The sequence below is a fragment of the Pseudodesulfovibrio thermohalotolerans genome (genome assembly GCF_021353295.2).
Lineage (GTDB): Bacteria > Desulfobacterota > Desulfovibrionia > Desulfovibrionales > Desulfovibrionaceae > Pseudodesulfovibrio > Pseudodesulfovibrio thermohalotolerans.
Genome location: NZ_CP120635.1, coordinates 3183562 through 3210067 on the forward strand (window position 1 = coordinate 3183562; position 26506 = coordinate 3210067).

The following is a 26506-nucleotide window of genomic DNA, read 5'->3' on the forward strand; positions in this document are numbered from 1 at the left end:
TTACCGCTCCGCCCCGCGCCGCATTCGAAAATCCGCCTCGTGTTCGAGACGGTCCGCGCGGCGTAAACTGAAAGATTCATACCGCCGCTCCCACCATGTGGAGAACGGCGCGTCCGGGCCGAGCGTGGAGGGGCCAAACTCCAGACTCAGGTCGAACTGCCAAAAAATGTTTGTGCACATGGGACCGAGCTTGACCGCGTCCTTGGGCGTGCACAGGACTGCGGCGCAACCGAGCCGGGCGGCCTCTTCGGCCAGGTCCAGCGCGTCCAGCTTGGAATAGTCGTGATGGTCCCGGAACACCCGGTGCCGCACGGGCGCATACCCCAGGTACCCTTCGGCCGTGGCCCTAACCTGGGCCGGATCACCCACGCCCGTGGCCAGCAGGTACGGCGCGCCCCCGAAATCGCGGGCGGTGTCTCCGCCGACGACCCGCCGCACTCCGGACGGTGCGAGCCGAAAGCTGAACACGGGTTTGCCGAAGCGCGAAAGGCGGTTGTCGATGCTCGGCCGCAACGCCTCGAATCCGGCGGCGTCGGTCTTTATCATGAAGGCGTCGGCCCGCTCCAGCGCAGCCTCGGGTTCGCGCCAACTGCCCGCCGGGATGACCCGGTTCCAGCCCTCCCCGAGATCGTCGGGGCGAAGCAGGACCAGGTTCACGTGCCGCTCGACCGCCATGTGCTGAAAGCCGTCGTCGAGAATGACCAATTCGGGCCTGGCCTTGCGCATTGCCAACCGGCCCGCCCTGGTCCTGTTGGGATCGACCAGGATGAGCGCCTTCTGGTGGGCGCGGGCGAGCATCAGCGGCTCGTCTCCGGCCTCCTCGGCCAGCGCACCCGGCTTCACCTCGTAGGGGAGATTCTTCGGCTTGGCCCGATAACCGCGCGTCAGCAGGACCACCGGAATGGACCGGGATTCGGCCCAGCCGAGCAGCCAGTCGGCCACGGGCGTCTTGCCCGAGCCGCCCCATCCGATGTTGCCTACGGAAACAGTGAGGGCGGACGCTTCCCAACGCCTGAACAGTCCCCGGCGGTACAGGCCCGCCCGGGCGCGCATGAGTCCGCCGTACAACCATGACACGGGACGCAGCACAGGGGAAAGCGTGCGTTGCAGTTCGGTCACGGTCTCGGACATGTCGCTCCCCAAAAAAGATTCATCATTGGAAAAGCATACGTTCCCCGCACCGCGCTGGCAAGCGCTAGTCGAAGGCTCGGAACGACCGGGCAATGGGATACGCCCCGCGCAACGGCCGACATCATGCTCCCGTAACCGGCATCGGTCTCGCACTTTTGAGAAACGTTTTGAGCCGGTTCAGGCACGATTTCGCGGCCGGGAGACAAAAAGGCCGCGCCCAAGGGACGCGGCCTTGCAGATGTGACGGTGTGGACGGGATTACCGGCGGTCGCCCATGAGACGGAGCAGCATGAGGAACAAGTTGTAAAAGTCCAGATACAGGGTCAGTGCGCCGAGGATGGTGCCGCGCCGGATGGCTGCGGTATCGCCCAGGGGCACGGTCTCGCCCATGGTCTTGAGCTTCTGGGTGTCGTAGGCGGTCAGGCCGACGAAGATTATCACGCCGATAACGGAAATGGCGAAGGACATGCCCGGGCTTTGCAGGAACATGTTCACCACCATGGCGATGATGATGCCGATGAGCCCCATGAAGAGCAGGCTGCCCCAGCCGGTCAGGTCTTTCTTGGTCAGCAGACCGTACAGGGACATGGCGCCGAACATGCCCGCAGTGGTAACGAAGGTCGAAACCACCGAGGCCGTGGTGTAGGCGTAGAGAATCGGAGCCAGCGAGAACCCGTTCAGGGCGCTGAAGGCCAGGAAGAGCCCGGTTGCCGTGGTCGGATTCATGGTGGAAATTTTAAAGCTCATGAAAAAGACCATGCCGAAAGCCGCGAACAGGGCGATCATGGGCAGCATGGTCGGAGCATACTGGCCGGTCTGGGCATTGTAGACGAATGCCAGATTGGTCAGCGCGGGAACGGTCAGAGTGGCAAAAGAGATCAGAGCGGTCAGGCCCAAGCCTGCGCTCATCCACCCGTAGATACCCCGCATGAAAGCATTGACAACCTCGGCGCGGGCCGCGCCCGCCTGAGGCATACTGGGATACTGAGTCATCGATATTCCTCCGGAATTGATTGCGAACCTTATTGCCGGATACTGTCCGTCAATACTTCTATCTAATCAGCTTTTACGGCCAAGGCAAGGGGATGCATGAAATTGCACAATGCCGCCGGGACCTAACGGTCCACGCGGACTCCGTGCACCCGTTCGGCCTCTTCCACGGTGACCACGGCCATGCCGATGGGGGCCAGGGTGGCCCCGGCCAGCTTGAGATGCTGCCAGCCCCATGGGATGCCGATGATCGTGATGAAGCAGCCAAGCGCGGCCATGATGTGCCCGAGGGCGAGCCACCAGCCCGCCACGATGAACCAGATGATGTTGCCCACGGTACCCCAGTCCGAGGTGCCGAGATCACTGCGTCCGGTGAGCACGTCGCGCCGGATCAGGGTCCGTCCGAAGGGGAGCAGCGAAAAGCCCGCGATGACAAAGGCGGAGCGTGCCCAGGGCAGGCCGACGATGGAAATGGCCATGAGGCAGCCGGCGAAGAGCCAGCCCAGGGCCATGAACAGCCCGCCTATGAACCACCAGATGAGATTGCCTATAAACGAAAGCATGGGAACTCCTTACGCTTCATATTCACGTATGCTATTGGCCCATGCCGAAACTTTCGTCAATGGGGAAGGTCCGTTGCGGAAGACTCCCGGGAGGTGAGAAGCAATCCGCCCGCCAGGGCCGTGAACGGAGCCACCGTGACCAGCCCGAAGCTGCCCACCAGCGTTTTGAGCACCTCCGCGGCCACGTAGATGAAGTTGAAGGTCGTATCCAGCGGGATTCCCTGGGCCATGAAGGCCATGAGCAGGGTCACGAACCCGCCGGAATAGGCCAGCAGCAACGTGGTGGTCATGGTGCCCACCACGGCCCGCCCCACGCGGATGCCCGACCAGATCGCCTCCATGCGCGAGATGCCCGGCTTCTTGGCCACGACCTCGCTCATTGCCGAGGCGACATCCATGGCCAGGTCCATGACCGCGCCGCAGGAGGAAAGAAACACTCCGGCCATGAACACGCGGGTCAGGTTCAGATGTCCGTACCCGGCATAGAGCAGGGTCTCGGCAAAGGGCATGACCGCCCCGTGGACGTGGAAATGGCCGGTGAAATAAACGCCCATGGCGCAACTGGCCACCACCCCGAGCAGGGCTCCGAGAAAGGCGGTCAGGCCGGTGCGGTTGACCCCCGCCACCAGGAATATGATGACCGAACTGAGCAGGGCCACCACGCAAAGGGTCAGCCAGACAGGGTCCGTCCCCTTCAGCAGCAGAGGCACCAGGACCTTCCACAGGACCAGCCCCGTGAAAACGAAGGAAAGCAGTGCCTTGAACCCGGTCAATCCGCCAAAGAGCAGAAGCAGCGCGGCGAAAAGACAGAGCAGGAACAATTCGAGCCCCAGACGGTAATGGGCCTGGGGGTTGACGAACACGACCTTGCCGTCGCCGTCCACAGTGAGGATGACGTAGGCCTTGTCGCCCGGCTTGAACAGCTTGTCGCGGTCGAGCTGGCCCATGAGCTGGTTGTTGGCCGTGAAGGTTTCGCCCCGGAACGGTCCGTCGAGGATTTCGAGCTCGACCTCCTGCTCTCCGGCCCGAATCATGCCCAGGACCTGGATTTCGGTGTCGTCCACGGCCGTGACGCGGGCCGAGCAATGAACCGAGTTTTCATCCTTTGCGGATTCGAACCCCGTGGGCACGAAGTAGAGTACCGCCGAGATAATGAGAAAAATGATGACCAGAAGCCAATCGCGGGACGTTTTGCTGAGTGGGTGCATATGTCTTGAAAAGAGCGGCGGGGGGGGCGGCTCAGGGGAGCCCCCCCGGGGGGGGGGCCCCCCCCCGCCCCCCCCCCCGCCGCAGGTTGGAGGATGGTGACTAGTTGGCGGCCACGCGCACGGTGGCGGCGTCAGCGTACACGGCCTCGGCGGGCAGGCCCATGGAGGACATGATCTTGGTGGCCACGTCCTTGTTGTCATAGCTGCCGTTGAAGGACTCGGCGTTCACGCCCATGGCGGAGGTGGAAACCGGGACGCCGGTGTGCTTGTAGGAGGTCCAGCCCAGACCGGCCTTCTGGTTCAGCACATGGGTCAGGGTGACGGAAAGCGGATCGTACTCGCCGTACAGCAGGTAGTCGCCGCCCTTGACCTTCTCGCCAGCCATGGAGCGACGGAAGGCCTGCTCGATGTCGGCGACCTGATAGTCGGCCAGAACCATGGGATCGGTCTTGGCGTCGCCGTCGAACTTCAGGCCGAACTCGGCGGTGATGACGGGCTTCATGGCGTTGAAGTCGCCGCCCTTCTTCTTGAAGTCGCCCATGATTTCATCGGTGAACTTCTGGAAGGAAACCTTCTGGCTGCTCAGGACATCGTAGTGGGAACCGTACTTGGTGCCCGCGAAGCCCAGGGTCAGGCCGCCACACTCATGGTCGCCGGTGACGACGATGAGGGTCTCGTCGGGGTGCTCGTTGTAGAAGGCGATGGCCTGCTGGACGGCATCGTCAAAGGCGATGGTGTTCTTGATGGAAGCCGCCGCGTCGTTGGCGTGGCAGGCCCAGTCGATCTTGCCGCCCTCGACCATGAGGAAGAAGCCCTTGTCGTTGTCGAGCATCTCGATGGCCTTGGAGGTGAACTGGGGCAGGGTGATGTCCTTGTCGGTCATGTCCATGACGTAAGGCAGGGCCTTGCCGTCCTGAAGCCAGGCGTTCCAGGCGATGACCTTGCCGTCGCCGGGCTTCAGGGCCATGAAGTCCTTCTTGTTGTCGATGATCTTGTAGCCGTTGGCCTTGGCCTTCTCAAGAGCGTTGCCCTTGGGAGCCTTGGACTTCTTGCCAGCAGGGTCCTTGAGACCGCCGCCAGCGAAGAAATCGAAGCCGGAATCGGCCAGGGCGTGGTCGATCTCATGGTACATGGAGCGGGACTTCACATGGGCGTAGAAAGCGGCCGGAGTGGCATGGTCGATGGACACGGAAGAGACGATGCCGACCTTCATGCCGCGATCCCGGGCCATCTCGGCGATGGTCTTGACCGGCTTGAACTCGGGATCGACGCCGATGTAGTTGATGTTGGTCTTCATGCCGGTAGCCAGAGCCGTGGCGGAAGCGGCGGAGCCGGTGATGAACCGGTCGTTGGCGAAGGTGGTGGTGATACCCTGGGCGGGCATGGCCTCAATGGCCAGCTTCTTGCCCAGATAAGCCGAGCTGGCGGCGCGCTGGGGCAGACCCATTCCGTCGCCGATGAAGAAAAATACGTACTTGGCGTCCTTGGCCCAGGCGGGACCGGCCATGAACACCATGGCGAGAGCCAGCGCGAGGACACACCGGAAAATCAGTTTTTCCACTTTCAACATGTCAAACCTCCTCAGGTCCGTTTGTTGTTTTTTTCAGTGCCCAAGTATTTACGCCCGGAACGTTACGGAAACATGAGTCCGGGCAAACGCCGGGTGACGAAAAGGCGACAACTCTGCAACAGTACATCCTGTTGTTTTTACTATTCTATATACCCTCCAGCCTTCTTCTTTCCCCCGCACCTCGGCCAATGGTCAGGGCAGCGCCGAACCCGCGAAACGGACGGTTCTCCCGCTTCAGGAAAAGACAATGGCGCCGGTCGCGCGAAATGCCCGGACTCGGTTCGACGGGAAACAAAAAAAATCGACCCGCCTGTTCGGGGCAGGCAGGTCGACGATGGTTCGAAGGATCAGGTTTCCCGCCCTCTCGGGGGGATCGAGGGGAACACGCGACGCCACCGGAAATATCCGGGACCGCGCGGGTGCTCGCGCCTACGGCATGAAGTCGTGCGCCCAGCGGAAGAGGTTGATGGCCACGAGCAATCCGCCCTCCAGGCGAGTGAGCTTCCAGCCGGTACGCAGAAGGAGCATCACCAGACCGACCATTATCACCAGAAGGACAAGACCGGAGGACGCCTCGGGAGAGACGGGCAACGGCTTGAGCAGGCAGGTCAGACCGAGCACGCCCGCGAAGTTGAAAAAGTCGGACCCGATGAGGTTGCCGAGCAACATCTCGTTCTTGCCGCGCACCGAAGCGGCCAGACAGGTGACCAGCTCGGGCAGGGAAGTGCCCGCAGCCACGATGGTCACGCCGATGACCCAGGAGGATACGCCGAGATCGGACGCTATGGACGTGGCAGCCGAGACCATCAGGTCGCCGCCCGCGGCAATGGCCACGAATCCGGCCAGGAGCCAGATTCCGTCGCGCCAGGTCGCGACCTTGCCCCTGGTCTCCTCCAACTCGTCGGCTCCGACGTTTTCACGCTTCCGGCCGAGATATATGAGGTAGCCTATGAGCAGGGCCACCAGACATGCGCCGAAGACGCGTCCCAGGGTGCCGGTGAAGGATACGGCCAGGATGCCTGCCGTGGTCAGGAACAGGAGCAGACCGTCGCGGTAAACGATGGTCCGGTTCGAGACGAGCGGCTTTATCATGGCCATGACGCCAAGAATGAAGCCGAGGTTGAAGATGTTGGAGCCGACAACATTGGAAAGGGAAATGTCGTTCTGCCCCCGGAAGGCCGCATTAATGGTCACCAGAAATTCCGGTGCCGAAGTACCGAGCGCCACGATGGTCAAGCCGATGACCAGCTCCGAGACGTTGTACTTGCGGGCGATGAGCGCCGCTGAGGCGACTATCCAGTTGGCTCCGAACCAAAGCAAAAAAGCCGAGACACAAAATGTGATGAGATCGATGAACATCAAAAAATCCTAAGAGATGGCCCGAGGGGACGCAAGCTAAGCCTGAACTTCTTTCTTTTTCCACTCGCGGACCAGCTCGGGAGCGGGCTCGGTCCAGCCGAGCACGGTCTCGCGGGCCGGGATGACGGACACGGTCTCCACCCTTTCGCGGCGGCGGACGTCGACCCTGACGGGCTCGCCCGTGGACTCGAACCGCTTGCGGGCCTTGCCCGAATAGGAGCTGACCAGAGCGGCCGCGTCCAGCACGGCCTCGGGCTCCCAGTCGCCCGCCACGGGTCTGCCCACGGCCAACGGACCGGGCAGGTCGGTCAGCTTGAAAACATAGTCGTCTGGCTCGGCGCAGGCCGCGAGCTGCTCGTTGTCGGCGGCGGTTCGACCGAAGGCCAGCCAATGCGACCCGGCCCAGACCTGCCGCCCGGCGCGGACCAGGGAGAAATCATTGGGAGTCGGCCGGTCGCGATAGGTCAGCAGCTTGACGAAACGGGCGGCCCCCTGGGACTCGGTCAGGCAACAGCCGCCAGCCGGGGTGGGAATCTCGGTAAAGCCGTACCGCTCCGCCAAAGCATACTGCGGCTTGCGGCCCCGGCCATGCCAGTCGTGAAGTCGGGTGCGGTCCACCAGCCCGGATTCCTCCATGGGCGTGGGCGGAAGGTTCCCGGCGCACAAGGGGCGCAGAAGCAGGTCGCGCACTTGGGCCCGCTTGGTGATGAGATTGAGAGCGTCCTCGCGCTGGCTCATGGGCCGCTGGCCGATGACCTCGCCGGAGATCAGGAACTTCGCCCCGTACTCATTGAGAAGGCCGCGCGCGTGGCCGAGCATGACGATCTTGCAGTCGATGCACGGGTTGAGCCACTTTCCGAACCCCTGCGAGGGGCCGTCGAGAAGCATATCCACGTACTTCTGCCGGATGTCCACTTCCACGGCCTTGATGCCGTAGTGGTCCCGCCAAAACGGGATAAGGTGGGGTTTGCCGAAAAAGGGCGTGACGAAGTGCAGCCCCAGAACGGACAACCCCTGGTCCATGACCGTGCGCATGGCGAGGATGGAATCCAGGCCGCCGGAAAGCAGCGCCAGCGCGTCGTATGTTTTTCGTTCCGCCATGGGAGGGTCATTTATGTGAGATCGGGGCCGAGGGCAACCCCCCTCGACAGACGGCCCGCCGCGCCGCAACACGCCGGACGCTCCACCCTTTTTTACCGTATGTATGGGTGTTGCCCGCGAAAGGCGTATCTGGTATCGAAACGTGTTGCTCGTTTGTTGCCGCCAGTAAATCCCGGAGGAAACCACATGGCCCGTAAAGCCGTTGACCCCGAAGTCCTGCGCAAGGAAGCGCTGGGCACCGCCCTGACCACCATCGAACGCAAGTTCGGCAAAGGCTCCATAATGCGTCTGGATGACGAGGCGTCGCATTCGATTCCCGCCATCCCCACCGGCTCCATCGGGCTGGACATCGCGCTCGGCATCGGCGGCGTGCCGCGCGGGCGCGTCATCGAAATTTTCGGTCCCGAATCCTCGGGTAAGACCACCCTGGCCCTGCACATCATCGCCCAGGCGCAGAAAGCGGGCGGTTCCGCCGCCTTTGTGGACGCCGAGCACGCCCTCGACCCCGGCTACGCCAAGCGCCTCGGCGTCAAGACCGACGAGCTGCTCATCTCGCAGCCCGACTACGGCGAGCAGGCGCTCGAAATCGCCGACCTGCTGGTCCGGTCCGGCGCGCTGGACGTGGTGGTCATCGACTCGGTGGCCGCGCTCATTCCGCAGTCCGAGCTGGAAGGCCAGATGGGCGAGACCCAGGTGGGCAGCCAGGCCCGGCTCATGTCTCACGCCCTGCGCAAACTGACCGGCACCATTCACAAGTCCAACTGCGTGGTCATCTTCATCAACCAGATCCGCATGAAGATCGGCATGACCGGCTACGGCAACCCCGAAACGACTTCGGGCGGCAACGCGCTCAAATTCTACGCCTCCTGCCGCCTGGACATCCGCCGCATCCAGACCCTCAAGGACAAGGATGAGGCATACGGCATCCGCGCCCGCATCAAGGTGGTCAAGAACAAGGTGGCCCCGCCCTTCCGACAGGCCGAGGTGGACGTGCTTTATGGCCAGGGCATCTCCCGCATGGGTGAGATCATCGACATGGGCGTCGAGCACGGCATCATCGAAAAATCCGGCGCGTGGTACGGTTACGGCTCCGAAAAGCTGGGCCAAGGCAAGGAAAACGTCCGCGCCCTGCTCACGGACAACCCGGACCTCGCCGAGTCCATCGAAGAGGCCCTGATGACCCACCTCGGATTCCGCGAAGCGCCCGAGGAAACCAACGGCGACACCGGCGACGCCGGCGAGTAGCCCCGATTTTCAGCCCGAAAGGAACGCCCCGGTCCGAGAGCCCGGGGCGCTTTTCTTCGGCAATACCTTTCCCTGGAGAACATTAAAACATGAAAGCCAATGAAATTCGCAGGCGGTTCCTTGAATACTTCGAGAGGAACGGCCACACCATTGTGGAGTCCTCTCCGCTGACCCCCAAGGACGATCCGTCCCTGCTTTTCACCAACGCGGGCATGGTCCAGTTCAAGAAGCTCTTTCTGGGCCAGGAAAAACGCGACTACATCCGCGCCACCACGTCCCAGAAGTGCCTCCGCGTCGGCGGCAAGCACAACGACCTGGAAAACGTGGGCCGCACCGCCCGCCACCATACCTTTTTCGAGATGCTCGGCAACTTCTCCTTCGGCGACTACTTCAAGGAAGACGCCATCCGGTTCTGCTGGGAGTTCCTGACCGAGGAGATCAAGCTCGACAAGAGCCGCCTCTACATCACCATCTACAAGGATGACGACGAGGCCGGGGAGCTTTGGCAGAAAGTGGCCGGAGTTCCGGCCGAGCGTATCTACCGTCTGGGCGAGAAGGACAACTTCTGGTCCATGGGCGACACCGGCCCCTGCGGCCCCTGCTCCGAGGTCCACTACGACCAGGGCGAGGAAGTGGGCTGCGGCCCGAACTGCGGCATCGGCAAATGCGACTGCGACAGGTTCCTTGAAATCTGGAACCTGGTCTTCATGCAGTACGACCAGGCCGAGGACGGCACCCGCACCGACCTGCCCCGTCCCTCCATCGACACGGGCATGGGTCTTGAGCGCATCGCCGCCGTGGCCCAAGGCGTGCATTCCAACTACGAAACCGACCTCTTCCAAAGCATCATCAACTACACCGCCGAGCTGGCGGGCGTGAAATACCGCCAGTCCGAGGAGATCGACACCGCCCTGCAGGTCATCGCCGACCACTCCAGGGCCATCGCCTTCCTCATTCCCGACCAGGTGCTGCCGTCCAACGAGGGCCGCGGCTACATCCTGCGCCGCCTCATCCGCCGCGCCTACCGCTTCGGCAAACTGATGGGCCTGGAAGGCTCCTTCCTGTGGAAGACCGCCTCCAAGGTCATCGACGACATGGGCGGCCACTATAAGGAATTGGAAGAGACCAGAAACTTCATGGTCGAGGTCGTCCGGGGCGAAGAGGAATCCTTCGCCAAGACTCTGGACAAGGGCCTCGAAATGCTTGAGGAGGAGCTGGCCGAACTGAAGAAGGTCAATGCGACCATCGTTCCCGGCGAGACCACCTTCAAGCTCTACGACACCTACGGCTTCCCCATCGATATCGTCCGCGACGTGGCCGAACAGCATTCCATGGGCGTGGACGAGGACGAATTCGACAAATTCATGCAGGAGCAGAAGCAACGCTCCAAAGCCGCCTGGAAAGGGTCCGGCGAAAAGGACGTGGCCTCCGTGTTCCAGACCCTGCTCGAACAGGATGTGACCTCCGGATTCTCCGGCTACGAAACCATGGCCGACCAGTCCGAGATCGCCTACCTCCTGACCCCCGAGGGCGAAGTCGTGGACACGCTGGACAACGGCGAGTCCGGCTGGCTGGTGGCCAAGGTCACCCCGTTCTACGGCGAGTCCGGCGGACAGGTGGGCGACACCGGGTCCATCGCGGCCCAAAACGGCAAGGCCGACGTCCTCGACACGGTCAAGCCGTCCCAAAACCTGACCGCCCACAAGATCAACGTCACGGAAGGAGTCCTCAAGCCGGGCGACTCCGCATTCTTCAACGTTGACCGGACGCAGCGGCTGGCGACCATGCGCAACCATACCACCACCCACCTGCTCCACGCGGCCCTGCAAAAGGTGCTGGGCGACCACGCCAAGCAGGCGGGCTCCCTGGTGGGCCCCGATCGGCTGCGCTTCGACTTCACCCATATCAAGAGCCTCTCCCCCGAGGAGATTCATGAGGTCGAGGTCCTGGTCAACAAGGCCATTTTCGACGCCATCCCCGTGACCCGCGAGGTCATGTCCATCGAGGCCGCCCAGTCCAAGGGCGCCACCGCCCTGTTCGGCGAGAAATACGGCGACACGGTCTCGATCATCGAGGTTCCGGGCGTGTCCATGGAATTCTGCGGCGGCACCCACCTCGACAACACCGGCATCGCCGGGTCCTTCGTCATCACCTCCGAATCCGGCGTCGCCGCAGGCATCCGGCGCATCGAAGCCGCCACCGGCCATAACGCCGTTGCCTGGCTCAACGAACGCCGCGAGGCCGTGTCCGAAGCCGGAGCCATGCTCAAGGCGCAGCCCGCCGATCTGCCCCGGAAGGTCAAGGACCTCCAGCAGCAGGTCAAGGACATGCACAAGGAGATGAAGTCCCTCCAGAGCAAGCTCGCATCCGGCGCTGGCCGCGACATGATGAGCGAGGTCGAGGAGATCAACGGCGTCAAGGTCCTGGCCGTCGAGGTGGAAGCCCCCAACATGGGCGTCATGCTCGAACAGATGGACGCCCTGCGCTCCAAGCTCCCTTCCGGCATCATCTGCCTGGTCGCCCCGCACGAGGACGGCAAGGTCTCTGTCGCGCTGGCCGTGACCAAGGACCTGCACGACCGCTTCAAGGCCGGTGATCTCATCAAGCCCGTGGCCGGCGAAGTCGGCGGCGGGGGCGGCGGACGCCCGGACCTGGCCCGCGCGGGCGGCTCCAACCCGGCAGGCGTCCAAAACGCGCTCGCCAAGCTCAAAGAGCTGGTGTCCGCATAAGGCGCCCGTAAGAATCGATTCCCAAGGCCCCGGCGTTTTTTTTCGCGTCCGGGGCCTTTTTTTCCGAGGCCGAAAGGCTGCTGAATCGCCGTTTCGTCAATCATATCGAGTTGACGCGCAAAAATACGATAAGTTGTTCGCCACAAACAAAAAGCTTGTGGGCGACGTGCTTTTCAGGTAAGTAGCTTCTCCCGGTCTGCCCACCGGCTTTGAAGAGCACCCCGTTACAACCCGTTCTTCCTGGCCAGGCGGTCTGATCGCGTGACCACTCATATATATTGAAATGGGTTGACATGCGGGCGAGATGCCCGTAAAGGTCCCCTTCTTGAGAATTTGCAAGGAGCATTTTTATGAAGACATATAGCCCGAAGCCGGAAGACGCGAACCGCGAATGGTTCATCGTCGACGCCACGGACAAGATCCTGGGCCGTCTGGCCACCGAGATCACCACCCGTCTGCGCGGCAAGCACAAGCCGGAGTTCGCCCCCCACATGGACATGGGCGACTTCGTGGTGGTCATCAACGCCGACAAGATCAAAGTCACCGGCCAGAAGATGGACGCCAAGATGTACTACAAGCACACCAACCATCCTGGCGGTCTCAAGCAGAAGACCCTGCGCCAGATGCTGGACATCAAGCCCGAGAACGTCATCACCGCCGCCGTCAAGGGTATGCTGCCCAAGAACAAGCTGGCCGCCCAACAGCTCAAGAAGCTGAAGGTCTACGCCGGTCCCGAGCACCCGCACGCGGCCCAGGCTCCCAAACTTCTGGATTTCTAATCGGGGATAATCATGAGCGATTTCACCTACGCCACTGGCAAACGTAAGAATGCGATCTCCCGCACCCGCCTTTATGCCGGCACCGGGCAGATCACCGTCAACGGCCGTCCCTTCGAGGACTATTTCCCCCGCAAGACCCTGCAGATGGTTGTCCAGCAGCCGCTGAAGCTGGTCAAGATGCTCGATCGCTTCGACATCAAGGCCAACTGCTCCGGCGGCGGCGTGTCCGGCCAGGCCGAGGCTCTGCGCCACGGCATCGCCCGCGCCCTCTGCTCCATGGACCCGGAACTGCGCTCCGTCCTTAAGCCCGCCGGTCTGCTGACCCGCGACGCCCGTAAGAAAGAGCGTAAAAAGTACGGTCTCCGCGGCGCCCGCGCTTCCTTCCAGTTCTCCAAGCGTTAAGCCGAGAACCGGACCGGATATTCAGTCCACTCAAGACCGGCTTCCTCGCGGAAGCCGGTCTTTTCTCATGGGCGATGCCCTTCCGCGAGGGTTTGCGTTTCGCGCAAAATTTCCACGCCTTTTGTCAGGAATCGTATATATGGGCGGTCAGGCCTGGATTTACCGATGAAACCTGCTTTTTAGAGGCGAAACAGCCCGACCCGCATTCAATTCTTGCTCGAACCACTGTTTGCACATAGAATGCCGCCACTATGTCATCCAAGAAAAAGCCACAACCGCGTATGCTGTTCGCCTCGGCGGACGGAGAGATTTTCGACCATCCCGACCTCCTGCTGATGGTCCGGCGGGGAGACGAATTCGGCCTGCCCAGGCCCGATGAGATCATCCCCCTGCCCGAGGAATCCGAATTTTTCATGCTCCCCGGCCGCCATGCCATGGGCTACAGCCAGGAGGACGGCCAGGCCGAAGTCATGGAGGAACTGGCCGTGGCGGCCTTTGTCTCCCCCGGGCACACGGTCACCGGAATAGCCGCATACGAGTCCGACGAAAACGCGCCGGTCCTGCCCCTGCTCTCCTATGCAGGCATCGGCTACGCCAACGGCCGGTTCTGGGCCTGTGCGAAGAAGGTGGACGAGGACAAGCGGCAGGTGTTCACCCACATCCCGCCAGACCGCATCGAAGCCGGAGCGCACCAGCTTCTGGCCGAAATGCCTGAGAACCGTCTGGTCAACCACCTGGCGGGCTGCGCTCTGACCAGCGGCTGCCCGGCGGCCAAGAACCTGTCCCTGGGACGGTTCGAATGCCCTCTGCCCACCTCCCAAGTGTGCAATGCCGAATGCGTGGGCTGCATTTCGCACCAACCCGAGGATTCCGGCTTCCCCTCCCCACAATGCCGCATCGCGTTCCGCCCCACGGCCGACGAGATTGTCCAGATCATGCGCAGGCACGAGTCGCGCGAACGCCGCCCCATTTTTTCCTTCGGCCAGGGCTGCGAAGGCGAGCCTCTGCTCGAAGCCGAACTCATCTGCGAGGCGGTGTCCCAATACCGAAGCGAAGGCGGCACCGGCACGGTCAACGTCAACACCAACGGCTCCCGCCATCAGGCCATGCCCGCTCTCAAGGTCGCCGGGGTCAACTCCATCCGGGTCAGCCTCAACTCCGCGCGCAAAGACCCCTACGAGGCTTACTACCGCCCGCGCGGCTACTCCTTCGAAGATGTGCGCGAAACCATTTGCAAGGCCCACGACGTCGGCCTGTTCGTCTCCCTCAACCTGCTCTTCTTCCCCGGCGTAACCGACACCGAGGAGGAATTCGAAGCGCTCGTCGATTTGGGCGAGGCCTGCCGCTACGACTTCATCCAACTGCGCAATCTCAACCTCGACCCAGAACTCTATCTCAAACTCATGGAGCCCTTTGGCCACTCCCCGTCCATGGGATTCAACAACTTCAAGAAGCGGCTCAAAAAGGCCCTCCCTTGGATCGAATACGGCTATTTCAATCCGTATCTGGGATAGGCCTGGAACGGTTGAACGAATTCCCGGACTCCTCTCAAGATTCCTGTCCGCCGCCTTCGACACTCCCGAACGCGGCAAGAAGGCTGAAGACAAAAAAAGGGCCGCTCCTGATGGAGCGGCCCTTTTTTTGTCTATGAAAATGTCCCTACGGGAAGACGACCTCGACCTGTTCGGCGGCGTCCTGGCGTTTGGTGATCTCGCCGATACGATAGGCCTCGACGTCGTCGCGAGCGTCGAGTTTTTCCAGGGCCTCGTCGGCGTGCGCCGGGTCAACAATGAGGATATAGCCGATCCCGCAGTTGAAGATTTGCAGCATTTCGGGCCAGGAAAGGTCTCCCTGGTTCTTGATCCAGTCGAAAACCGGCAGCATGGACCAAGAGCCGAACTGCACCGTGGCGGCGACATCCTCGGGCAGGATGCGAGGCACGTTGTCGTAGAAACCGCCGCCGGTAACGTGGACCATGCCCTTGATGGCCAGGGACTCCAGGAGTTCGAGAACCGGCTTGACGTAAATACGGGTGGGCTCGATGAGCACCTCGGCCACGGTTTTCTCCGTGCCGGGGAAGATATCATCCTTGTCCAGCCCGGACTCGCCGAGGAGCTTGCGGACCAGGGACCAGCCGTTGGAATGCACGCCGGAGGAGGCCAGCCCGATGAGCACATCGCCGGGGGCTATATCCTTGCCGGTGACGAGCTTCGGGGTGTCGACCATACCCACGGCGAAACCGGAGAGGTCATACTCGCCGTCGGGGTAGAAGCCGGGCATTTCGGCGGTCTCGCCGCCGAGCAGGGCGCAGGCGGACTGGCGGCAACCTTCGCACACGCCGGAAACCACTTCCGCGGCCACGCCGGGCTCCAGCTTGCCCGTGGCGAAATAATCCAGAAAGAAAAGTGGTGTCGCGCCCTGAACGAGCACGTCGTTGACGGACATGGCCACCAGATCGATGCCCACGGTGTCATGTTTGTCGAACATGAAGGCGATCTTGAGCTTGGTGCCCACCCCGTCGGTTCCGGCAACGAGCATGGGGGCCTCCATGCCCGCGATTTCCGGCTTGAACAGGCCGCCGAAGCCGCCGATGTCCGTGGCCACGCCGGGCGTGAAGGTGGACTTTACCATGTCCTTGATGCGGCGGACGAATTCGTTGCCCGCCTCGATGTCCACACCGGCTTCGGTGTAGGCCTGGGATCGTTTGGCGCTGTCGCTCATGAGTCTCTCCTCGGTTGGCTTTGGTCGCTTATAGATGGAAGGCGGATCAAGTTCAAGCAACAAGTGGACGGCTTTCCATTTGCATTGCCAAGGCTGCATCCCATGTCTATTATATATGAATGTGGCAGTACCGTTAGCCGTGGAGGAAACCATGCGCCTTTTCATCGTCCCGGCCGTCCTGACCCTGGCCCTTGTTCTGCTGACGCCCGCTCCGGGAGCGGCCCAAAACAAATTCAAGAACGAGGACACGGCCAAGAACCGGCAGACCAATACCTTCGGCACCCGGCCCGCCGAGGGCGAACAGCCGGTGACGACCTTCGGCGTCAACGAGGCGGGCGACTCGACCATCGACTCGCACCAGCCGAAAAGAGAGGAGACGGATTGGTACGACAAGGTCATCATAGCCGTCGATCCCGACGTCTCCTGGCCACGCGACGATAGGCCCGGCCACAGGGACAAGGCTGCCCCGAAGAATTGACCCTGGAGGTAACGCCATGATCGAAGCCAGACTCTGGAAACCGCTCAAGAACGGCGCGGTCCAATGCAGGCTATGCAACCACTTCTGCGCAATCAGGCCCGGAGAACGGGGCCAATGCGGCGTGCGCGAGAACCAGGACGGCGTTCTCTTCTCCCTGAACTACGGCAAGGTCGCGGCCCAGAGTCTCGACCCGGTGGAGAAAAAGCCGCTCTACCATTTCCAGCCGGGTTCCATGACCTATTCCTTCGCCACCATGGGGTGCAACCTGTCCTGCACCTTCTGCCAGAACTGGTCCCTGTCCCAGCCGCCGCGCACGGGCGGTCACATCCTAGGCCGGAAGATTTCCCCCGAGAAGCTGGTCGCGGAGGCCGTGCGACTGGAGGCCGCGTCCATTTCCTACACCTACTCCGAACCGACCATCTTTTTCGAGCTGATGCAGGACACGGCCAGACTGGCCCACGAGCGGGACCTCAAGAACATCATGGTCTCCAACGGCTTCATGAGCCGCGAATGCCTGGACGCCCTCGGCAGCGACATCGACGCCATCAATGTGGACCTCAAGTGCTTCACCGAGGAGTTCTACAAGGATATCTCCGGCGCCCGCCTCCAGCCCGTTCTCGACAACTTGAAGCAAATCAAGCACGAACTCGGCTGGTGGCTTGAGGTGACCACCCTTCTCATCCCGGGCAAGAACGACTCGCCCGGTGAGTTGGACCGGCTCACGGACTTCCTCGCCAGCGAAATCGGCACGGACACGCCGTGGCACATATCCCGGTTCCACCCCGACTACCGGATGACAGACGCCCCGCCGACCTCCGGCAACTCGCTGGATACTGCCTACGACATGGGCAAGGCCAACGGGCTCAAATACGTGTACATCGGGAACATGCCCGGCTCTAACAAACAGGACACTGTCTGTCCGGGGTGCGGCAAGGAACTCATCAACCGATCCGGATTCTCGGCCCGCGTCCAAGGCATCCGGGACGGCCGGTGCTCCGCCTGCGGACAGGCCATCCACGGCGTGGATCTCGGCTGACCGGCTTGCAAACCGACCGCTTTTTCAGTAGGTATGCACACCCTGTCGGGATCGGCGCACCCAGTAGCGCGCAACGGCCATGCGAAAAAAAGACCGCACAGGCCCGATTCAGGAAGGTTTTCGGATCGCCGGACGTCCCGCTCGGCAAGGCTCCGGCCCTCCACCGCGAAGAATCCGCAGGGAATTTTCACCCGATTTACGGAGTGTGGCGCAGACTGGTAGCGCGCCTGCTTTGGGAGCAGGATGTCGGGGGTTCAAATCCCTCCACTCCGACCACGCGATTAAAGGCCCCGGAATACCCGGGGCCTTTTTATGTATGACTTGCCAGGCAGACGTTTTCAGTTTTATCCTGAAAATGAGCTAACCATCACTTCCGCGTCCGAGCGTTGATTCAACGCAAAAGAAAATGCACCCCGAAACGCTTGCAGACATCGGCGTTCACAACGAGACGGGTCTTGGCGTACACCGAACTCCCCTTCGCAAGAGGAGATTACACATGCAGAAGGACAATCACCGACTGGACTGGTACGAATCACTTTCCGTAGGCGTCCCCTCCATCGACGAACAGCACAAGCGCCTCATCGCCCTGACCGACCGACTCTTCCAGGCCATCATGGATGACGTGGGAAAAACCGTCATGGGCGACGTGCTGAACGAGCTGGCCGACTACACGGTCTATCATTTCGAGCATGAAGAGCAGCTCCTGCTTGAACACGGCTACCCCGAAGACCTGTTCACCGAACATCGCAACGAACACCAGGCCCTGACGACCAAGGTCCATGAGCTAATCAGCGAATACAAACGGAACGCCTCCTGCCTGGATTTGACGGTCTACAAATTCCTGCGCGACTGGACCACGGACCACATGAAGGGCACCGACTCCCTGTACACGGACTTTCTCGTCGAACGCGGCGTTCGCTGACCGGACGCCGCACCGTTCCTCCGCACCCTGCGGCCGCCCATGCGGCCTCGCACCTTCACGGCCCATGGCCGCCCTCCCCCCTTGGCTTCGCGACTCATTGCGACAATTAAGCACATGTTCAAAAATGACTTGATATCTTCATAGCAGTACCTATTATTAGTTGTATCGATTCAAAACGGTCGATCAATTGCCAAAATAAAGGAGACAGCCATGCCTGAAATCAAGGATCCCTCGTGCGAGCGTCCCGCACCCAAGGTGACGGCGCAGCCTCAGCCCGAGGAGCAGGCCCCGACTCCAACCAGCAACCCCGAAGGAGGCTCCATGATCCGCGTCGGCCAGAAGGCCCCCGATTTTACCGCCCCCGCCTACATCGACGGCCAGTTCGGTTCCGTCACCCTCTCCGAATACCTCGGACAGTGGGTGGTTCTCTGCTTCTATCCCGGTGACTTCACCTTCGTTTGAGCGACCGAGATTTCCGCGGTCGCGGAAAAGAACGACGAATTCGAGAAGCTGGGCGTCCAGGTCCTTTCCATGTCCACCGATTCCATGTTCGTGCACAAAATGTGGGTGGACCATGAACTTTCCAAGATGATTACCAAGGGCAAGGTCCCCTTCCCCATGCTGTCCGACGGCGGCGGCGCGGTGGGCACCCAGTACGGGATTTACGACAGCGCGGGCGGAGTCGACGTGCGCGGCCGCTTCCTTATTGACCCAGACGGCGTGATCCAGGCCTTCGAGGTTCTGACGCCGCCCGTGGGGCGCAATGTCAGCGAAACCCTGCGCCAGATTCAGGCATTCCAACTGGTGCGCGAATCCAAGGGCACCAAGGCCACGCCTTCCGGCTGGAGGCCGGGCAAGCCGGTGCTCAACCCCGGCCCGTCCCTGGTGGGCAAGGTCTGGGAGGAATGGAAGGTCTCCATGGCCTTCGAATAGATCGGGTTTGACCATTCCCAGGCCCTCCGGCTACCGTCGGAGGGCCTGTTTTTTTGGGGTCCGGCAAAACAAGGAGCGATCATGTATTGTCTTTACGCATTCAACGGCGAACTGATGTGCTTCGTCCACGTCCTGCTCAACGCGCTGGACATGAAGGACAGAGGCAAGGAGGCGATCATCGTCTTCGAGGGCGCGGCGGTGAAGCTTGTGCCCGAACTGGAAAAACCGGAGAACCCGTTCCACCAGCTCTACCAAAGGGCCAGGGAAGCGGGGCTCGTCGCGGGCGCGTGCAAGGCGTGCTCGTCCAAACTGGGCGTACTCGACGCGGTGAAAGCCTCGGGCCTGCCCCTGCTCGACGACATGTCCGGGCATCCGTCCATGGCCGCCTACATGGACAAGGGCTACACCGTTCTGACGTTCTAACCGCCCCCCCTGCGCGGGCCGAAAAACGGCTTTTCGGCCCGCGCAGGGGACTTGAAAGCGTTTTTTTCGGTTTTCACCCTGAAAAAAGCATGAAAACTTCACTTTTTACCCGCAAAAATCGAATTTTACCCGGCCAAAGCCCCTGTTGAAAGTAGACAGCCGAGTCAATTTATCATACAGACATACCGCTTTTATACAACAATCCGTTCGCGGACAAAGGGTGAGGGACGCCTGAAAGGGCCGTCCCGTTCTCTTTTTCTCCATCCGGGTTTTGGGGGTAGCACCCTTCCGCTATACGGAAGCCGCACATGACTGTGCGGCGTACGCTAAAAAAACGCAGGTGAACTATGTCTCAACGTGAACAGTGGGGCTCCCGCGCCGGTTTCGTGCTGGCTGCGGTCGGGTCCGCTATCGGACTGGGGAACATATGGAGATTCCCCTACATGGCTTACGAGAACGGCGGCGGCGCCTTTCTCATCCCCTACATCTTCGCCCTGCTCACTGCGGGCATTCCTTTCATGATCCTCGAATTCGGCATGGGCCAGAAGTATCGGGGTTCCGCTCCCAAGGTTTTCCGTGCCCTGGGCGCGAAATGGGAATGGCTCGGCTGGATGCAGGTAATGGTCGCCCTGGTTATTTCCATTTATTATGTGGCGGTCATCGGCTGGACCATCAACTACACCGGATTCGCCCTGAACACCTCCTGGGGCAGCGACCCCAAGGCGTTCTTCTTCGGAGACTACCTTGGACTGACCGATTCGCCCCTGCATCTGGGCTCGATCCGCTGGCCCATCCTGGCAGCCTGCACCCTGGCCTGGGGCATCACCTGGCTGGCCATCACCTCCGGCGTGCGCAAGGGCATTGAGCGGGCCTGCAAGATTCTGATTCCCCTGCTCTTCCTGCTCGTGCTGATACTCATCGCCCGCGTGGTCAATCTCCCCGGCGCCATCTCCGGCCTGAACTACCTGTTCAACCCCGACTTCTCCAAGCTGGCGGACTTCTCGGTCTGGGCCGACGCCTACGGCCAGATATTCTTCTCGCTGTCCATCGGCTTCTCCATCATGCTGGCATACTCCAGCTACCTGCCCGAGGACTCGGACATCAGCAACAACGCCGCCATGACCGTGTTCATCAACTGCGGCTTCTCCCTGCTCGCGGGCGTGATGATCTTCTCCGTCCTCGGCAACATGGCGAACGCCACCGGCCAGGACATCTCCGACGTGGCCGGAGCCGGTGTCGGACTCGCCTTCATCACCATCCCCGCGGCCATCAACACCATGCCCGCACCAGTGTTTGTCGGCACTCTCTTCTTCCTGTGCCTGACCATGGCGGGACTCAGCTCCCACATCTCCATCGTGGAAGCCGTCAGCTCGTCCTTCATCGACAAGTTCGGCCTCAGCCGCAGGCGGACCGCTTCCCTGGTCTGCCTGATGGGCTACCTCCTCACCCTGGTCTTCACCACGGGCGGCGGCCTGCTCATTCTCGACATCGTCGACCACTTCATCAACAACCTCTGCATCCTCGGCCTCGCCCTGGCGGAGATTTCCCTGATGAGCTACGTCGTCGGTCTTGATGACATGAACGCGCACGTCAACAAGGTGTCCGACTTCCAGGTCGGCACCGCCTGGAAGCTGTGCCTCAAGCTCATCACCGTGGCCGTGCTCGGCTACACCTTCGTCATGAACCTGGTCACCGACTTCGGCACCCCCTACGGCGGCTACGCGGAACGGGACCTCATCGTTCTCGGCTGGTCCCTGCTGCCCGTGGCCTTCGTCCTCGCCCTCGCCCTGACCAAGCGCGAGCCCGCATACGGCTTCGCCCGCCAACAATAGGAGATAACCATGACCGCAACAGCAATCATCATGATGTGCGTCGGCCTCGGCGTCACCTGGGGCGGCGCCGCTTTCTGCATCCGCCTGGCCATGAAGAACAATCGCCACTAGGCATCGCATAAACTCAAAAGAAATGGGCGGCACCCCGGATGCCGCCCATTTTTTTATTCTTTCATCACCGGCCCGTTCACGGACCGGCCGCATCACAATCCCTTTTTCTCGAAGAAACGGAACAGGAGCACCGCTCCCACCGCCAGAACCGCCACGGGTATCCAATGGTTGACGCCAAGCAGCGTGGCCCACGTAAGCTTGCCATAGCCGCCCCAGGCCAGAACCGTGGTCTTCATGGACGGATAAAGCTCGGCATACAAGGCCGCGCCGAACCAGCCCCCCAGAATGCCCCAGAGGCCGTCGAAGCGCCCTTCGCCGAACGCGCCCCAGGCCGTGCCCGGGCAATAGCCGAGAATGGCCCACCCCACGCCAAAGAGCAGCCCGCCGACAACCTGCCCGCCCAGGGACGTGGCCTTGACGGACAAGGAGGCCATGCCGAGGTCGACGAAAAGGTGAATGAGCACCGCGGCGACCACAATGGCCGAAAACATGAACTTCACGATGGTCATATCGCGGAAGAGCAGCGCGCCGAGCTGCTTGTCGAAGCGGAGCACGCGGGCGCGTTGCAGAAGAACGCCGAAAAGCACGCCGGTAAAGAGTCCCATTGCGAGCGTCATGCTATTTCCCTCCGTAGAGAATGCGGGCGGCAGCAACGCCGCCGACAAAGAAGGCGACCATGGCCAGCGTCCCGCTGACCGACACCTGAGCCATGCCCGACAGCCCGTGCCCGCTTGGGCAGCCCCCGGCCATGCGCGCGCCGAAGAGGGCGATCGCCCCGCCCACAAAGGCGAGCACGAAACGCAGCCCCGGCCGCTCGCCATAGCGTTCCTTCCAGATTTCAGGAAGCGGCGTCCAGGTGAAGGACCGGGTAAAGTTGGCGCTCAAATAGGAACCGAAAAAAACACCCAGAACGAACAGCCATTGCCAATCTATGCCACTGTTCGAGCCGAAGTATTTCATGAAGTAGTCCGTGGCTTCGACATGCCCCGGAGCCAGCGTCATCTCCAGCAGCCCCACGGAACGGACATAGGACGTGGACGCGCCGAAATACTTGCCCGCCAGCAACACGGACAGAGCCAGGAGCAGGCCGGTCAATGCTCCCGCCAAATACGGATTCATGCCTTTATCGGTAGTCTTCATGGACCCTCCTTTACGGTTTTCAAATCGAATAATACAGGTTCACGCAAAAATGAAAAGATGGATACTCCAGAAGGCGGGAATCCCCGAATCCGTCACAAACGTCCGGCGTCAAAGGGAGTTGGTGCGCCCGCATTGACAAGCTCCTTCGCAACGGGATATTTAATAAACCTGCTCTGGCACAAAAGCGTTCTTTTGTGCGCACTCCCGCATACCTTCGCGCTTCCGGTTTACGGCACGGCCTGTTCCGTCGCCAACGGAGTATTTCATGTACCTGAAGCGCTATCTATTCGCCCTGGCCCTGTACTATCCGCCCTACGTTCTGCTTCAGCAATGGACGCAGTCCCTTGGCGCGCCGTCCAACGCGGCCCATGCCCTGACCCAGACCGCGGCGGCACTGCTCTACGTGTTCATGAGCCTTTACCTGACCATCCTCAAACCGCAGAAACGGTTCGCGTTCGAGGCCGCGCCTACGCGAATCACACGCTGGCTGATGTATCTTCTCCTGTATGCCGGACTGGTCTTCCTGCCAGCGCTCCTGCTCCTGCACAGCGATTCCCCGGCCTTCCACATTACGCTGGCGATCCCGGCCCTGCTCTTCCTGATGATGCTGTATTCCCCCGACGAGGAATGGGACGACGGAGAAACAGAGGACGCTCCGCCGCCGTCGCCGGAGGCATACCCCGGCGCACCCATCACCAGGGGCATGTTTTTCGCCCTGGCCTATTTCACCATCTTCACCGCGCTGGCCGTGGTGCTCCGCAAACCGCTGGCCCAAAGCGGTGTGCCGAACTCGGCCCTGCCGGTAATGATCTCCATGATAATGACGGTCATATATCTGCCGATGACGCTGTATCTGACGGTTATCCGTCCGGCCAGGTTCCTCGATTTCGACAGGCTGTCCCGCCGTTGGCTCCGCTTTTTCAACTTCGTCGGCCTGTTCGCCCTGCTCGCCGTCCTGGGCCCCTTCATCCTGGCCCGCGAGGGCTCCGACGGCGCATGGCTGGCCGGAATTCTCGCGCCAACCCTGTTCATTTTCATGGTCCAGCCCATCATGGCGAAGGTGAAGCTCGCCGCCGTGCCGAAGACGGCGGACAGCCGATGGCGGAGCTTCAAATATTCCATGGCGTATACTCTGATCCTGTCACTTACGATCGGAGGCATCGCGGCCTACTGGGTTCTCACGGACAAAGGCGTACCCGCCAGTGATGAACTGATCGTGCCCGCCACTGCCGGAACCGGCCTCCTTTTCCTGATTTTCTCAGCCATGCTGCACCGGCTCATCGTGACAAAACCGCACTCCCGATTCCAGGCAATGTCCACCCGCAGACGTTACCGCCGATGGAGTGCCTACATCCTCTCCGTTCTCCTCCTTCAAGTGGTCTGCCCCACCGCCATCAACGTCTTCTGGCAGGTGAGTTCCGAGCCGACGCACTTGTCCCTGGTGAGCATAGCGCTTCTGCACTGCGCGGCCTACGGAACGGACGCGGCGTTCGCCCGGAAAGGCGGCTCCACTCCGGCCGCGCCCCGAAAAGAGGCCCCTGGAGAAGCCATTCAAAGAAGGCTGAATGCGTTGAGCAGAGCCCGATCGGCCGCGACGTAGTACGTCCTGCGCAAGGACAGGCCGTGTCCCCGGAGAATGCGCCGACGCGCCGCTTTCGGAAGCCGCGGTTAGATGTACCAGTACATGACCACGAAGTGGCAGAACGAGCCGCCGATCACGAAGAGATGAAAAATCTCGTGGAAACCGAAACGCTTGGGAAACGGGTCGGGCCACTTGAGGGCGTAGATCACCGCTCCCATGGAGTAGACCAGGCCGCCCGCCACGAGCCAGGCAAGGGAGGCGGCGGACATGGCCTTGACCAGTGGGTAGATGCCCACCAGGACGAGCCAGCCCATGGCCAGATACAGGCCGGTGGACAGCCAGCGCGGGGCCGTGATCCAGTATATCTTCATGACGATGCCGGACAGGGCCAACCCCCAGATGACGCCGAACAGTGACCAGCCCCATGGGCCGCGCAGGGGAATGAGGCAGATGGGCGTATAGGTGGCCGCGATGTAGAAAAAGATCATGGAGTGATCCACGCGGCGCAGAAACCGAACCCAATCCTCGCTCACGGGCAGCCAATGGTACAGGGTCGAGGCGGTGTAGAGCAGGATCATGCCCCCGCCGAATATGGAAAAGGTGACGATGTGCCACGGCAGGACCGGGCTGACAGCGCGTTGGATGAGCAGGACCGTGCCGAGCACGGCCAAGCCCGCCGCAATGCAGTGCGTCAGCCCGCTTACCGGGTCGCGAAGGATTCTGGACATTGCACCCTCCTGGCGGTTTACGCCAAGTCCACTTTTACACACTTGCCCCCCGCAAACAAGCGTTTGAAGGCGGTCTGTCGGGTGACGGCCGCGCACAGCGCGCCCGGACGGATCAGAATCCGCCCCGGCTCCACGGCTCCACCGAGGAGCTGCCGCACTGCTCGGCGTCGTTGATGAGGTCGGCCAGGGTGAAGGTGTTCAGCCGGTCGTACATGGCGTCGGCAGCCTCCTGCCACAGCCTCCTGGTCAGGCAGTCCTTCATGCGGGCGCAGCCCTTGTCGCCGGAACGGCACTCCACCAGGGAGCCGTCCCCCTCCAGGGCATGAACCACCTCTCCGATGGGAATCTCGGCCGCGGGCTTGGCCAGGGAATGGCCGCCCCGGGGGCCGCGCTTGGATTTGACGAAGCCCACTTCCTTGAGCTTGCGGATAAGCTTTTCCAGATATTTGGCGGAAACGCCCTGGCGATCGGCGATATCCTGAATACGTACCGGCCCTTCCTTCCCGTTCTGTGCAATGTCGAGCATCATGCGGGTGCCGTAGCGGCTCCGTGTGGTCAATTTCATGTGTGGCCCCCTTTATAGGTTACAGTGCTTGAACTTTTTATCGGTTCCCCGGCCGGATCGCCCGAACGCGAGGTTTCCTGTCCGAAGCGCGCCGGGCACGAATGCCGGTCGCGCGGACTCGGCCGCGACAGGCTCCGAAGACGTCAGCGACGGCCCTTCCCCGCCCGTCGGATGCGTCCGATCGACCCAGAGGTGCTTCCCCGGCAAACCCCGCCGAGGCAATTCCGAATACTTGTGAAGGGGAATAACACAAAAAAAAGGCCGCGACAACAATCGCGACCTTTCAAGTCTGATTTTTTTGCTGAAATAACGGCGTTACGGCCTGCGGCGGCTCTTCATGTAGGCGGCCACGCCAAACAGCCCGAAAATCCAGCCGATACCACCTATAATCTCGGTCAGGGACGGGCCGGAGTCGTGCAGCTCGGCCACCATGCGCTTGAGCGGCTCCACCTCACGCTTGACGATGCTCTCTACCTGGGCGGCGGTAAGCCCGCCCGTTGCGGTCTCAACGGACACGGCGGATGAAGCGGACGTGACGACGGAGGAGGCGGCTGGGGCTGCCTCGGCGACCATGTCGGACACGGGCCTCGGCGCGTCGGCGAATTCTTCGTATTTAACGGTCCATTCAGCCTGATGTCCCTGGCCAGCCTTGAGCAGGAGCCGCAGGTCCATTCCCTTTTCCCGGGCCGCTTCGGGGATGACGAAGGCGAACACCCCCTTGTCATCGGTCCGGCCGCTCAGGAGCATGTCCCCGGTGGCGGCGTCGTAGACCTCCACCTCACCCTGGTGAACGCGGTTGGAGCGGCTGTAGCCGCTGTCGGTGACGATACGGTCGCCGTCCACATAGGCGAAAATGTTCACCTTGTGGGCCTCGGACGCGGCGGCCAGACACAGGGTCGCTGCCATGGCCAGGCACACGGCGAGAATCAAACGGTTCATGGCAACTCCTCCAAGTTGT

At 61.7% G+C, this 26506-nt stretch carries 26 protein-coding genes and 1 tRNA gene; 14 read left to right on the plus strand and 13 right to left on the minus strand.

Annotated features, from left to right (window positions below):
• From lpxK to LF599_RS14950, 7 genes are all read right to left on the minus strand, one after another.
• Nucleotides 1-1131 carry a tetraacyldisaccharide 4'-kinase gene (gene lpxK / locus LF599_RS14920; RefSeq protein ID WP_279521328.1) on the minus strand — a complete coding sequence of 377 codons (1131 nt, stop codon included), beginning with the start codon at nt 1129-1131 and terminating at the stop codon, nt 1-3.
• Between the two features lie 258 nt (nt 1132-1389).
• Nucleotides 1390-2124 (minus strand): Bax inhibitor-1/YccA family protein, encoded by a 735-nt coding sequence (locus LF599_RS14925; protein ID WP_269943377.1) that lies wholly within the window; start codon nt 2122-2124, stop codon nt 1390-1392.
• A 122-nt stretch (nt 2125-2246) separates the two neighbouring features.
• Nucleotides 2247-2684 (minus strand): YccF domain-containing protein, encoded by a 438-nt coding sequence (locus LF599_RS14930; RefSeq protein ID WP_269943376.1) that lies wholly within the window; start codon nt 2682-2684, stop codon nt 2247-2249.
• 56 nt (nt 2685-2740) lie between these two features.
• A complete protein-coding gene (locus tag LF599_RS14935) occupies nt 2741-3892 on the minus strand; it encodes a YibE/F family protein (RefSeq protein WP_279521329.1) in 1152 nt (383 codons plus the stop codon).
• 100 nt (nt 3893-3992) lie between these two features.
• Nucleotides 3993-5462, minus strand: a complete 1470-nt coding sequence (locus LF599_RS14940) for an alkaline phosphatase (protein ID WP_269943375.1) — start codon at nt 5460-5462, stop codon at nt 3993-3995.
• Between the two features lie 429 nt (nt 5463-5891).
• A complete protein-coding gene (locus tag LF599_RS14945; protein WP_279521330.1) occupies nt 5892-6821 on the minus strand; it encodes a calcium/sodium antiporter in 930 nt (309 codons plus the stop codon).
• Between the two features lie 36 nt (nt 6822-6857).
• Nucleotides 6858-7922 (minus strand): tRNA(5-methylaminomethyl-2-thiouridylate) methyltransferase, encoded by a 1065-nt coding sequence (locus LF599_RS14950; protein ID WP_279521331.1) that lies wholly within the window; start codon nt 7920-7922, stop codon nt 6858-6860.
• Between the two features lie 186 nt (nt 7923-8108).
• Here LF599_RS14950 and recA point away from each other — a divergent pair, with 186 nt between their 5' ends.
• The 5 genes from recA to LF599_RS14975 all read left to right on the plus strand — a co-directional run bounded on the left by recA (nt 8109) and on the right by LF599_RS14975 (nt 14591).
• Entirely contained in the window at nt 8109-9167 is a 1059-nt protein-coding gene (recA, locus tag LF599_RS14955; protein ID WP_279521332.1) for a recombinase RecA, read from the plus strand.
• A gap of 89 nt (nt 9168-9256) precedes the next feature.
• Entirely contained in the window at nt 9257-11896 is a 2640-nt protein-coding gene (gene alaS, locus LF599_RS14960) for an alanine--tRNA ligase (RefSeq protein ID WP_279521333.1), read from the plus strand.
• A 350-nt stretch (nt 11897-12246) separates the two neighbouring features.
• Complete coding sequence (gene rplM / locus LF599_RS14965) at nt 12247-12675, plus strand: 50S ribosomal protein L13 (RefSeq protein ID WP_279521334.1); 429 nt, start codon at nt 12247-12249, stop codon at nt 12673-12675.
• 12 nt (nt 12676-12687) lie between these two features.
• On the plus strand, nt 12688-13077 hold the full coding sequence (rpsI, locus tag LF599_RS14970) for a 30S ribosomal protein S9 (RefSeq protein WP_404823716.1): 390 nt from the start codon (nt 12688-12690) through the stop codon (nt 13075-13077).
• A gap of 251 nt (nt 13078-13328) precedes the next feature.
• Entirely contained in the window at nt 13329-14591 is a 1263-nt protein-coding gene (locus tag LF599_RS14975; protein WP_279521335.1) for a radical SAM protein, read from the plus strand.
• Nucleotides 14592-14736: 145 nt separating this feature from the next.
• Here LF599_RS14975 and purM read toward each other — a convergent pair whose 3' ends face one another.
• A complete protein-coding gene (purM, locus tag LF599_RS14980; RefSeq protein ID WP_279521336.1) occupies nt 14737-15798 on the minus strand; it encodes a phosphoribosylformylglycinamidine cyclo-ligase in 1062 nt (353 codons plus the stop codon).
• A gap of 151 nt (nt 15799-15949) precedes the next feature.
• Between purM and LF599_RS14985 the strand changes: the two genes are divergently transcribed.
• From LF599_RS14985 to LF599_RS15020, 8 genes are all read left to right on the plus strand, one after another.
• A complete protein-coding gene (locus LF599_RS14985) occupies nt 15950-16276 on the plus strand; it encodes a hypothetical protein (RefSeq protein WP_269943372.1) in 327 nt (108 codons plus the stop codon).
• 16 nt (nt 16277-16292) lie between these two features.
• The gene (gene amrS, locus LF599_RS14990; protein WP_279521337.1) at nt 16293-17312 is read left to right on the plus strand and encodes an AmmeMemoRadiSam system radical SAM enzyme; all 1020 of its coding nucleotides are present in this window, start codon (nt 16293-16295) and stop codon (nt 17310-17312) included.
• 199 nt (nt 17313-17511) lie between these two features.
• Nucleotides 17512-17588: transfer RNA gene (locus tag LF599_RS14995), tRNA-Pro, on the plus strand.
• A gap of 220 nt (nt 17589-17808) precedes the next feature.
• Nucleotides 17809-18234 (plus strand): bacteriohemerythrin, encoded by a 426-nt coding sequence (locus LF599_RS15000; RefSeq protein WP_279521338.1) that lies wholly within the window; start codon nt 17809-17811, stop codon nt 18232-18234.
• 210 nt (nt 18235-18444) lie between these two features.
• Nucleotides 18445-19167, plus strand: coding sequence for a thioredoxin-dependent peroxiredoxin (prxU, locus tag LF599_RS15005; RefSeq protein ID WP_279521339.1), 723 nt, complete (start codon nt 18445-18447; stop codon nt 19165-19167).
• 81 nt (nt 19168-19248) lie between these two features.
• On the plus strand, nt 19249-19590 hold the full coding sequence (locus tag LF599_RS15010) for a DsrE family protein (RefSeq protein ID WP_269943370.1): 342 nt from the start codon (nt 19249-19251) through the stop codon (nt 19588-19590).
• A gap of 347 nt (nt 19591-19937) precedes the next feature.
• On the plus strand, nt 19938-21422 hold the full coding sequence (locus tag LF599_RS15015; protein WP_279521340.1) for a sodium-dependent transporter: 1485 nt from the start codon (nt 19938-19940) through the stop codon (nt 21420-21422).
• Nucleotides 21423-21431: 9 nt separating this feature from the next.
• Entirely contained in the window at nt 21432-21533 is a 102-nt protein-coding gene (locus tag LF599_RS15020) for a MetS family NSS transporter small subunit (protein WP_269943368.1), read from the plus strand.
• A gap of 92 nt (nt 21534-21625) precedes the next feature.
• Here LF599_RS15020 and LF599_RS15025 read toward each other — a convergent pair whose 3' ends face one another.
• A complete protein-coding gene (locus tag LF599_RS15025; RefSeq protein WP_279521341.1) occupies nt 21626-22150 on the minus strand; it encodes a YeeE/YedE thiosulfate transporter family protein in 525 nt (174 codons plus the stop codon).
• A gap of 1 nt (nt 22151) precedes the next feature.
• Nucleotides 22152-22673, minus strand: coding sequence for a YeeE/YedE thiosulfate transporter family protein (locus LF599_RS15030; RefSeq protein WP_279521342.1), 522 nt, complete (start codon nt 22671-22673; stop codon nt 22152-22154).
• 265 nt (nt 22674-22938) lie between these two features.
• Between LF599_RS15030 and LF599_RS15035 the strand changes: the two genes are divergently transcribed.
• Entirely contained in the window at nt 22939-24273 is a 1335-nt protein-coding gene (locus tag LF599_RS15035) for a hypothetical protein (protein ID WP_279521343.1), read from the plus strand.
• A gap of 68 nt (nt 24274-24341) precedes the next feature.
• Here LF599_RS15035 and trhA read toward each other — a convergent pair whose 3' ends face one another.
• The 3 genes from trhA to LF599_RS15050 form a co-directional block, all read right to left on the minus strand.
• Nucleotides 24342-24983: a PAQR family membrane homeostasis protein TrhA gene (gene trhA, locus LF599_RS15040; RefSeq protein WP_279521344.1), complete on the minus strand. Its 642-nt coding sequence runs from the start codon at nt 24981-24983 to the stop codon at nt 24342-24344.
• A 112-nt stretch (nt 24984-25095) separates the two neighbouring features.
• Nucleotides 25096-25548: an RrF2 family transcriptional regulator gene (locus LF599_RS15045; protein WP_279521345.1), complete on the minus strand. Its 453-nt coding sequence runs from the start codon at nt 25546-25548 to the stop codon at nt 25096-25098.
• Between the two features lie 315 nt (nt 25549-25863).
• Complete coding sequence (locus tag LF599_RS15050; RefSeq protein WP_279521346.1) at nt 25864-26487, minus strand: hypothetical protein; 624 nt, start codon at nt 26485-26487, stop codon at nt 25864-25866.
• Between the last annotated feature and the right edge of the window lie 19 nt (nt 26488-26506).